Genomic DNA, 9,269 nt, shown 5'->3' with positions numbered 1-9,269 from the left:
AGTTTGCCTCCGGCTTCCTTCAGATTCCGCGTCGCCGCGGACACCCTTGCCCTTGGCTATGTGCTTGGCACTATCAACCCGCACTAGGGACTTTCACCCATTAGACTGCGCCCATGCCGGGCACACCTTAAAAAGCACTTCCACCTAAGGAAGTGCTTTTTTTATTAACCGCCCATTGGTATCAAGGGGTGTCAAATGGGAGGTTCTCCTGACACGCTGCCTAAACCCTATTTTCTTACTAACCCCCAAAGGGTGCAACCTTAATAGCGATATCCGAAGGATGGAGCGCCAGTAGTACCCGAAGGGTGCAGGGTGAGGCCACAACCACCGATGAAAGGTGAGTTAGTATGCGCTAGAATAGTAAGATATAGCAGGAAATAACCCCCTCACCCTTCTGATGTCTGACAACCGACAACCCCTCACCCCTCACTTTTCTTACTATGACCTCTGGAAGATTTACGAAAAAGTTTTAATATTTAGAGGGCTGAGCAAAGAACGGCGCAGAAAACCGTAATCAATTAACCAGGCTCCATCCTTTTGCAAGAACTTGACCTCTACATTTTTCAGATATTCCCGGCTTGAACCCTTTAAAGCCAGCCTTATACCAACCCGGTCGAGATTATCTTCTTTTTTTTCTATTTTATCAATGCGAATATACTTTATTTCCATAGCAGCCCTAGAAAGCTCATCCTCTTTACTACCGCTCATCACTTTGCCCGCTATTTTGCTATCCCCTTGATCCATTGCCACCACAAACACCCGGATAATATCCTCCGGTTCCAACAATTTTAGTTCTCTATCCAATATTTCGGCAGCTTTCCATATCATTATTTTATGACCCCAATCGGATTTGCGGCTGCCATGGGTTATGCTGTCCCGAAAATGAACACAAAAATGTCCCTTAAAATTATTGTCGGGGATGGCACCACTGCCATGCGGCATCCCGTTCATTGAAGCGGCAATCATTTGGTCATTATCCAGTTGGAGTATAGCGGCTCTTCGCTTCCAGCTCCACTGTCCGCCATATATCTTTTTCATTATTGAAGTGTCTTCAGCTGTCAATGGTTGAACATCAGCGTGATAGCTGCCTCCCCTCCTCTGTATGCGGAATTTCATTTGCGTATCCAGATCCACCAGCGTTGCTTTGGCGTATTTGGGAAATAGCTTGTTCACTTCCTCCCAGGATAGATATTCTCCCTGCAGTGCTTTCTGTTCAACACGCTCAGGCTTTATTTTTTCTTTTATGGATTCAGATTTGAAAATGAAAGGCAGGAATAGGCAGGAAAATAGAATCATAAAAAAAGCCAGACGGTGCTTAGCCAGATTAAATACCAAGAGCCCTTACCTCCTTTGCAAAAATATATGAGAATAATACGGCAAATATGTAGTAAGAGTACCTTTTTATCAAAGTTTATAAATTATAATTTTGGTATAAATTGTGACTACACTGCAAAAAACCCTTTTTGTTGCATAAGGGTTGCATGAATATACAAAACGCTGGCGAAGGTGAAAGCGGCGGGCGAAGACCGCCCTTACAATGCCTTGCAGTCGCTATTAAGGTTGTTGCGCCTGATTCGGAACAACACGGGGGTCGTTCCCTACATACCCTACGGTCGCTATTAAGGTTGCACCCTGCGGGTACGCCTGGTGTTCCGCCCTGCGGGCACTTCTGATGCTCCCTGCGGTCGCTACTGAGGTAGCTGAGCGGTATATTTATGTACACAAATGCATATTTGTTACTTTTTGCAGTGACATCAATTTGTTGCTAATGCTAGAATGGAGATAGGGTCATAGGGTATATTCCCTTGGGGGAATCTTGCTGCCCTGGCCGGGGCAAGCTAGAGAATAATCTTGGCGGGAGATAATTCGCAATTATCTCCCCTTTTCTAGATATATATTCGCGAAAGGAATGCTCATCAAATGAAGCACGAAGCAGATAGTCCCAGCGAAATAATCAGGTTTTTCCATCGTTTGGATCGCAGCCATTTCATTGACAACGATTACAGGAACATGGCTGATTGTGACCAGGCTTTGCCCATCGGATTTGGGCAAACTATTTCCCAGCCCAGTCTGGTGCTGGAAATGACCCTGGCCCTGGAGCTAAATAAGAAATGCCGGGTACTGGAAATAGGCACTGGTTCCGGCTATCAAAGCGCTTTTCTGGCTGAATTTGCGGCTGAAGTCTTTAGCATAGAGCTAATACCGGAGCTATCGAAAAAAGCACAAAGCCGGCTTAAAGAACTGGGATACCGCAACATTAATTTCCAGATAGGGGATGGTAGTCAAGGCTGGCCGGAATTTGCCCCTTATGACCGCATCATCGCAGCTGCAGGTGCGGCCTCCATACCCCAACCCCTGTTGGAGCAGTTAAATGTTGGAGGCATAATGCTTTTACCGCTGGGCCCCCCAAGTATGCAGGAATTGATACTGCTAAAAAAGGGGAATGACGCCCAGCTAAGCCAGGAATCCCGCGGCGAAGTGCGCTTTGTTGAATTCAAAGGAGATTATGGCTGGGGAATGCAGGGCAAAGCGGGCGATTAGCCGGTTACTCCCGTGCCGGCCTGTGAGTGGCAGGTCGCTATTAAGGTTGCTGAGCGATATTTATCTCTTCCTGCTCCTCTATAATCTTTTTCATTTCTTCTTGCCTTTCGGCCATTAGTTGCTCTCTGCCTTCCGGCTCTAAACTCCAGCGGCGTTTTAAAACCAAAATTCATCTCTCCTATCTCTCCCCTGGAGCAGGCATTTCGGCGCAAACTACTCCTGCTTGCTGGTAGATTTGATCCAACAAGCGGAGTGAATCCCGCAACTGTTCCTGGCTTTCTCCAGCACGCTCACTTTCTGCTCTTACTATTTCCCTTCCCTTTTTACGAGCTTCCTCCCATATCATTACCTGCCGCAGTACCTGCTGGCTAATTTTGTCGTCCAGGCTTTGCACAAGAATTAATTCCCGTAACATAGCAAAAATCTCGCTCTGCAAGTCTCGGTTCTTTTTCCATTGTTCAGCAATGCGCTTATTCAGGTTCTCCAATCTCTCCTTTTCCTGCCGGCCCAACTCCAAGAGCATAGCTTCTGTTTCCTTCGAAGTTCGCGAATTTAGGCCTTTTTTTCTCAATTGGCTTTCCCCCTTCCATCCTGCTTCACCAGTAAATCATTCCCCTGAAAAAGGGGGGCGTTTACTGCAAATACTCCGGTCATGGTACAGGTAATTCCGTGGTGGGGAAAAGTGGGATATATACCGATTTCCCGACCTACTTCACAACCCGATTCTTGCATAATTCTGCTTACGGTTTGCTGAGCCAGCATAGGATGATTGTTTTGTTGGCTGATATGGGCCAGTAAAACCTGCATGGGATTATGGCGGGGCACACTACTCAGCAGGCGAGCAGTATCAAAATTCGAGAGATGACCTTCCCTGCCTTCTATACGCTTTTTAAGATAGGGGGGATAAGGACCGTTTTTAAGCATTTGGGGATCATGATTGGATTCCAAAACGGCAATATCAGAAAAAGATAGGGCCTGTTCCACTTCCCGGCTTACAATTCCCAGGTCAGTTGCAATTACCGCTTTTCGTTTCCCATAATAGAAACAAAATCCTACCGGATCAATGGCATCGTGGGAAATAGCAAAGGGTTCTATCAATACCCTTCCCAGGGGAAAAGTTCCTTCTAGCTCTTTAATACATTCCCCGGGAAATTTTTTACGGCATTCAATCCTGCTCCAGGTAGCCGGTCGGGCAAAAACAGGAAGTTGGTACTTGCGTATAAATACATCCAGTCCTTTAATATGGTCTGTATGTTCATGGGTAAGCAATACTGCGTCCAATTCCCCCGCTCTCGTACCTATTGCCTGGAGTCCGTGCTCAATCCGGCGGCAACTGATGCCGGCGTCCACCAGAATTTTGCTTTCTCCAAACTCGAATAGAACGGCATTTCCTGTACTCCCACTGGCCAGGACATGAACTTTCATAGTAAAACTCTCCTCTATGTATTAGTAAGGAAAGTGAGGAGTGAGGGAGTTAAGTTATTTCCTCTACATCTTACGATGCAAGCCCTTACTAACTCACTTTTCATCGCTGATTGTGGTCCCCGGTCATAGGGGGTAGTACGAAAAATAACTTTTTGACGCTTAGGAGACAGACCAGCACTTAGAAGCGATAATTTGTAATAAAATTAACGGATTACTGGCTGAGTGCTACAAGTAACTTTAATAGCACCCAAAGGGATCGAGTATGTCAACAACCCCGTCCCCATGTCAACTTAAGGACTAAGGATTTGATGATATAATTCTGCATAGCTCTGTCTTTCCCTGGCCAGCGAGAATCTTTCTTTTACCAGTTTCCCAGCCTCCAAGCCCATTCTTTGACGACTTTCCGCCGAGGACAGCATCTTCCGGGCTGCCGCAGCCAGTTCCTCCTGGTTCCTTACATAATATCCTTGCCGTCCTTCCTCAATAATGTCCAGATTTCCCGGTACAGCAGTCAATATAGCCGGCTTGTTCCGGCTCATGCCCTCCAGCAATCCCTGGGGTTGTCCTTCTGCCTGGGAGGTGTTGAGTATTACATCGGCCAGCGACAAATAGCTTTCCATCTCACTATGTAAGACTTCTCCCAGATAAAATACCCAATTTAGCTCACTTACCCGCTGCTTGATCTTTTGGCCATAGTCCTGATCAATCACTGGACCAATAATCAACAAACGAAGCTCAGGAAAATCCTTATATACCCTTTGCAGCCCATCAATAGCCAGTTCGATATCTTTTACCGGACGGAGACCGCTGGGAAGAGCAAATACGATATTATCTGTTGCCAAACCTATCATTTCTCGCTTCAAGAGAAGCCTTTCTTCCAGCCATATTCCCTGGGGTATGGTTGAAAGCTTAGAACAATACTCCGGATAAGCATCCCCAATTAATTTTTGGAAATAATCATGGAAGACTATGATTTTCTCTGTTGCGGCAAAAGCAGCCAGAACCAGGTCTCTCCCCGAGTTCTTGAGGTCATAATTTAAATCGCTGCCGGTTGTGGTTAGAATAAGCGGCAAATTTCGGAGCTCAGGAAACTCCGTCAGCACCCCGCCAAAATAGCGGGCATTAAAACCGTGCACCAGCGAATACTTGCTGTTAATTAGATACTCGCGCAGGCTATCCCGCCATCCCTTTTCCTCCAAAGACAAAAGATCCACGGTGAACCCCCGCTGTCTCAAGGCCGTTTGCAGGCGCAACGTGGTCAGGGTATTCCCCCGCTGCATATGGTGGAAAGGTGTTAGCATCAGAACTGGCGCAGATTCCCAGTTCATAATACCCCCCTTTTTATAGAGATATTGGCCCGGAGCAGTTCAAAGCACTCACAATAATCCCCTTCTCCCGTCATTATTCCCCGGTAGCGGTTCAAGCCCATTATAGCCTCATCATAGCGGATTTCCTCTAATTGAGAACGGTGCAGTCTCAGAGCATCGAGTTTTACTTCCATAAATTCGCTTATATCTTCAACATAAGCTGGCTCTTGCAAGGGTGCCCAGACCTCATAACCAAAAATATTTCCCACTGACCAGGGCTGGCCTTCACATTCTTGAAACCAGGGCCCGGCTGCCCTATGACAGGCCTCCAGCACCAGTTCGTGGGTAACCCGGTGATCTCTGACCCGATCTTTACTATGCGGTATGTATACAGCTATGGGCCTCTTTTCCCGGATCAGGGTAATAATTTTTACCAGATTATCTCGTTTAAACTCCAAATACCCATCGGGATTGCGGAAAAAAAAGAGCTCGCTGACCCCAAGCAAGGCCGCGGCTTTCCGCGCCTCTTCCTCCCGGATTTGCACCATTCTCCTCTTTATATGCTTCAAGCTTCCCGCATCCCCGGAAGTAAGATAAACTATGGAAACCTTATTTCCCTGTTGCAGCTGCCGGGCAATACTGCCGCCACAGCCAATTATGTCGTCATCAGGATGGGGAGCAAACACTATAATATTTTCCATAGCAACTGCTTCCGGCCTCCTTTGCAAATTTTTTTATTTCCACTATTTAATTTACTGCTTTATAAAAGCCCAAACATTCCAAGACTTATTGATAAAATTATACCATCTATTGTTCATATAACTCAATTTGACTATTCCCTTTATTGCCCTTACAGCTAAGCTCATCCCGCACTTATAAAAACTGCTTGCCATTTGCCGCCAGCCGCTTATAATGAAACCAGGTAAACTATTTGAGTTTTTTTAGTTTACCTACCCCAGCATTTGGTCTACCGGAGGTGTGTTGATGAAACGCAAAAATATTATCGTCTTGCTCCTGCTCCTATCTATTCTGGGTCTTTGCTTTTTTCTCTTATACCAGAATTACTGGGGCGAAAACAAGCCAAGTCTTCAGGCTACAGGAACCATTGAGGCTACCAGCGTGGAATTGAAAGCCCGGGTCAGCGGCACTATAAAGAGCTTTAAAGCCCAGGCGGGAGACTCGGTCGAGGCTGGACAATTAGTAGCAGAGCTGAGTCGCCATGATCTGCTGGCTCAGAAAGAAAGGGATGCCCTGGGAGTATTGGCGGCACAGGCAAGGCTGGATGACCTGGTATCCGGAGCCCGTTCTCAGGAAATAAAAGAAGCCCTGGCCCGGGTAAATATGGCCAGAAGTACTTATGAACAGGCGGAACGGGAATTGGAGCGTATGCAGAAGCTTTTTGCGCAGGGAGCCGTTGCCGAGGATAAACAGGAGCAGAGCCGTTTAAACAGCGAGCTTAAGAAAAACGAGCTCACCGCGGCTGAAGCCAGGTTAAGCCTTTTGGAATCGGGTAGCCGCCCGGGGGCCATATCAGCTGCCGCTGCGGAACTGGAGCGCAGCAAAGCGGTATTGAAAAGCAGCGAAGCCTTGCTGGATGACCTCAAATTGCTGTCCCCATTGGAGGGAACCTTGATTACTAAGAATTTTGAAGAAGGCGAGTTTGTCACCATGGGAGCCACCCTGGCCACTCTGGCTAATTTGCATCACCTGTGGATAAAAGTTTATATTCCCACTGATGAACTGCCCCAGGTTAAATTGGGGCAAAAAGTAAATATCAGCGTAAGTGGTTGCGAGCAGGTTTTTTCCGGAGTGGTTAAGGAAATATCTTCACGGGGGGAATTCACCCCCAAAAGCATTCAGACCAAAAAGGAGCGCGCCAATGTAGTCTTCCCGGTGAAGATTAATATAACAAGCAACCCGAACGGTATTCTCAAAGCAGGTATGCCAGCCGATGTGCTTTGGCAAGAGATGACGCCATGATTAACTGCGCCCAGTTAACTAAAAGCTTCGGCCCTATCCCGGCGGTCAGGGAGGTAAACCTGCAGGTCAAGAAACAGTCTATCACCGGATTGCTGGGACCGGACGGGGCCGGCAAGACCACTCTGCTGCGTATGATCTGCGGCCTGATCACTCCTGATTCGGGCGCAGTCCAGCTCATGGGTCTCTCCCCCGAAAAAATTGAACGCCAAGACCTGGGCTACATGCCGCAGAGGTTCAGCCTTTACGGGGACTTGAGCGTGATAGAGAACATAGATTTTTTCGCTTCTCTCTATGGGCTGCATAAGAGCTTGATCAGAGAACGGGCAGAAGAGATTTTAGAACGCACCGGCCTGGCTGGTTTTGAACAGCGCCTGGGAGAACAGCTTTCCGGAGGCATGAAACAAAAGCTGGCCTTAAGCTGTGCCTTGATTACCCGGCCGCAAATCCTGGTTCTGGATGAACCGACTTACGGGGTAGACCCCCAATCCCGGCAGGAATTCTGGCAGATACTCTATGATCTGAATCGAGAGGGGATAACGATACTGCTCTCCACTCCTTATATGGATGAAGCTGAACTCTGCCATCAAGTAGCTTTTATCAATGAAGGCCGCCTGGAGGTAGTGGCGCCACCGGCAGAAATTAAGCTGAGTTTCCCTTTTCGCATTTTGGAACTAAGAGCCCCCCTCAGAGATCCTCATTTTTTTGATTCTCTTCCCGGAATATTGGATGCCTCCTTCTATGGTTATAAGTACCGCCTGGTAGTTGAAGAAGTGGATAATTCCCGCCGTCGGCTGGAAGAATTGCTGACTTCCCAGGGTCTGGAGCCGGAGTCCATTGTGGAGGCAGCCCCTTCCATGGAAGAGCTTTTTGTTTTCCTGGCTGAAGCAAAAGGCTTTGCGGGAGGTGAAGTCTGATGCCGGATCTGCCGGTTGAGACCTGGGATTTGAGCCGGAAATTCGGAGAGTTTACCGCAGTTGATCGGGTAAACCTGCAAATCCGCAGTGGTGAAGTTTGCGGCTTTCTGGGGCCCAACGGCGCCGGTAAATCCACCAGCATACGCTTGCTCTGCGGAATCCTGGAACCCAGTTCCGGAAATGGCCGGGTTTTAGGTTATGATTTGAAAACTGAAAGTGAAAAAATAAAAACCCGCATCGGCTATATGTCCCAAAAGTTTAGCCTCTATGATGATTTGACGGTATGGGAGAATCTGGACTTTTTCGCCGGGCTTTACCGCATTCCCTACCGGGAGCGGCGCCAAAAAGTGGATGCGATGATAGCTCTGGCCGGTTTACGGGAGCGGGAAAAACAGCTGGTAGCCACCTTGAGCCCCGGATTTCGACAGCGCCTGGCCCTGGGTTCCGCTATCATATCCGATCCCGACCTGCTTTTTCTGGATGAGCCAACCAGCGGGGTCAGTCCGTCCAGCCGCCGGGCCTTTTTTAACCTTATCCAGGAGCTGGCCGCCAATGGAACTACGGTAATTGTCAGCACCCATTTTATGGATGAGGCCGAACGTTGTGACCGGATAGCCTTTTTTAACCAGGGCCGCTTGCTGGCTTTGGATAGCCCTGATCGATTAAAGAACAGTGTTATAGAGGGAGTATTGCTGGAAATTGAGCTTCCCGACCCTCTGCAGCAAAGCGCCTTTATCCAGAGTCTCCCTTATGTGAAGGAATGCTCGGTTTACGGCTTGCGCTTGCATGTGCTGGTAGAGAGCCACGAGGCAGCAGCTCTCCTGGAGGAAGCCACCGGCATCCAGCCCCTACCCATAACCCCTTCTTTGGATGATGTTTTTATTGCCCTGGCCCGAAAAAAAGAGCGGGAGGAAAATGATGAGCCGGATTTTTGCCGTAATTAAAAAAGAATTTATCCAGATGAAAAGAGACCGAATGACCCTGGCCCTGATATTCATGATTCCTTTGATCCAGTTGCTCCTTTTTGGCTATGCTATCCAAACCGATGTCAAGCACATATCGACAGTGGTCTTTGACCAGTCTCTTTCCCCGGAAAGCCGGG

General features: G+C 48.0%; 10 protein-coding genes and 1 pseudogene. 5 read left to right on the top strand and 6 right to left on the bottom strand.

Features of this window, described 5'->3' with window-relative positions; translation table 11 throughout:
• Nucleotides 1–456: 456 nt before the first annotated feature.
• Complete coding sequence (locus tag PHP87_RS09120) at nucleotides 457–1,335, bottom strand: hypothetical protein (RefSeq protein ID WP_299920541.1); 879 nt, start codon at nucleotides 1,333–1,335, stop codon at nucleotides 457–459.
• 555 nt (nucleotides 1,336–1,890) lie between these two features.
• Between PHP87_RS09120 and PHP87_RS09115 the strand changes: the two genes are divergently transcribed.
• Nucleotides 1,891–2,541, top strand: coding sequence for a protein-L-isoaspartate(D-aspartate) O-methyltransferase (locus tag PHP87_RS09115; RefSeq protein ID WP_366942921.1), 651 nt, complete (start codon nucleotides 1,891–1,893; stop codon nucleotides 2,539–2,541).
• Nucleotides 2,542–2,581: 40 nt separating this feature from the next.
• On the opposite strand, the gene PHP87_RS09110 is transcribed toward PHP87_RS09115, so the two are convergent.
• The 5 genes from PHP87_RS09110 to PHP87_RS09090 all read right to left on the bottom strand — a co-directional run bounded on the left by PHP87_RS09110 (nucleotide 2,582) and on the right by PHP87_RS09090 (nucleotide 5,974).
• The gene (locus PHP87_RS09110) at nucleotides 2,582–2,707 is read right to left on the bottom strand and encodes a hypothetical protein (protein WP_299920539.1); all 126 of its coding nucleotides are present in this window, start codon (nucleotides 2,705–2,707) and stop codon (nucleotides 2,582–2,584) included.
• 12 nt (nucleotides 2,708–2,719) lie between these two features.
• The gene (locus tag PHP87_RS09105) at nucleotides 2,720–3,112 is read right to left on the bottom strand and encodes a hypothetical protein (protein WP_299920538.1); all 393 of its coding nucleotides are present in this window, start codon (nucleotides 3,110–3,112) and stop codon (nucleotides 2,720–2,722) included.
• The gene (locus tag PHP87_RS09100; protein WP_299920536.1) at nucleotides 3,109–3,966 is read right to left on the bottom strand and encodes an MBL fold metallo-hydrolase; all 858 of its coding nucleotides are present in this window, start codon (nucleotides 3,964–3,966) and stop codon (nucleotides 3,109–3,111) included. The genes PHP87_RS09105 and PHP87_RS09100 overlap by 4 nt, the downstream gene beginning before the upstream one ends.
• Nucleotides 3,967–4,256: 290 nt before the next feature.
• Nucleotides 4,257–5,294 (bottom strand): glycosyltransferase, encoded by a 1,038-nt coding sequence (locus PHP87_RS09095; RefSeq protein ID WP_299920535.1) that lies wholly within the window; start codon nucleotides 5,292–5,294, stop codon nucleotides 4,257–4,259.
• Nucleotides 5,291–5,974 (bottom strand): PIG-L deacetylase family protein, encoded by a 684-nt coding sequence (locus PHP87_RS09090; RefSeq protein WP_299920534.1) that lies wholly within the window; start codon nucleotides 5,972–5,974, stop codon nucleotides 5,291–5,293. The genes PHP87_RS09095 and PHP87_RS09090 overlap by 4 nt, the downstream gene beginning before the upstream one ends.
• Before the next feature lie 283 nt (nucleotides 5,975–6,257).
• Between PHP87_RS09090 and PHP87_RS09085 the strand changes: the two genes are divergently transcribed.
• From PHP87_RS09085 to PHP87_RS09070, 4 genes and pseudogenes are all read left to right on the top strand, one after another.
• Nucleotides 6,258–7,253, top strand: a complete 996-nt coding sequence (locus PHP87_RS09085) for an HlyD family efflux transporter periplasmic adaptor subunit (protein ID WP_299920532.1) — start codon at nucleotides 6,258–6,260, stop codon at nucleotides 7,251–7,253.
• Nucleotides 7,250–8,167 (top strand): ABC transporter ATP-binding protein, encoded by a 918-nt coding sequence (locus PHP87_RS09080; RefSeq protein ID WP_299920531.1) that lies wholly within the window; start codon nucleotides 7,250–7,252, stop codon nucleotides 8,165–8,167. The genes PHP87_RS09085 and PHP87_RS09080 overlap by 4 nt, the downstream gene beginning before the upstream one ends.
• Entirely contained in the window at nucleotides 8,167–9,111 is a 945-nt protein-coding gene (locus tag PHP87_RS09075; protein ID WP_299920530.1) for an ABC transporter ATP-binding protein, read from the top strand. Before PHP87_RS09080 ends, PHP87_RS09075 begins: the two co-directional genes overlap by 1 nt.
• Nucleotides 9,086–9,269, top strand: a pseudogene (locus PHP87_RS09070) (ABC transporter permease); the annotation flags it as partial. The gene PHP87_RS09075 and the pseudogene PHP87_RS09070, both read left to right, overlap by 26 nt.

Source organism: Syntrophomonas sp. (assembly GCF_028707975.1).
Classification (GTDB): Bacteria; Bacillota; Syntrophomonadia; order Syntrophomonadales; family Syntrophomonadaceae; genus Syntrophomonas.
The sequence above is the reverse complement of the archived record's forward strand: the minus strand, read 5'-3'. Positions and strand labels throughout refer to the sequence as shown.

What these genes read in the sequence shown, in the direction of transcription:
- PHP87_RS09100 (WP_299920536.1), bottom strand. Translation starts at nt 3,966, where the DNA reads ATGAAAGTTCATGTCCTGGCCAGTGGGAGTACAGGAAATGCCGTTCTA.
- PHP87_RS09095 (WP_299920535.1), bottom strand. Translation starts at nt 5,294, where the DNA reads ATGAACTGGGAATCTGCGCCAGTTCTGATGCTAACACCTTTCCACCAT.
- PHP87_RS09090 (WP_299920534.1), bottom strand. Translation starts at nt 5,974, where the DNA reads ATGGAAAATATTATAGTGTTTGCTCCCCATCCTGATGACGACATAATT.
- PHP87_RS09085 (WP_299920532.1), top strand. Translation starts at nt 6,258, where the DNA reads ATGAAACGCAAAAATATTATCGTCTTGCTCCTGCTCCTATCTATTCTG.
- PHP87_RS09080 (WP_299920531.1), top strand. Translation starts at nt 7,250, where the DNA reads ATGATTAACTGCGCCCAGTTAACTAAAAGCTTCGGCCCTATCCCGGCG.
- PHP87_RS09075 (WP_299920530.1), top strand. Translation starts at nt 8,167, where the DNA reads ATGCCGGATCTGCCGGTTGAGACCTGGGATTTGAGCCGGAAATTCGGA.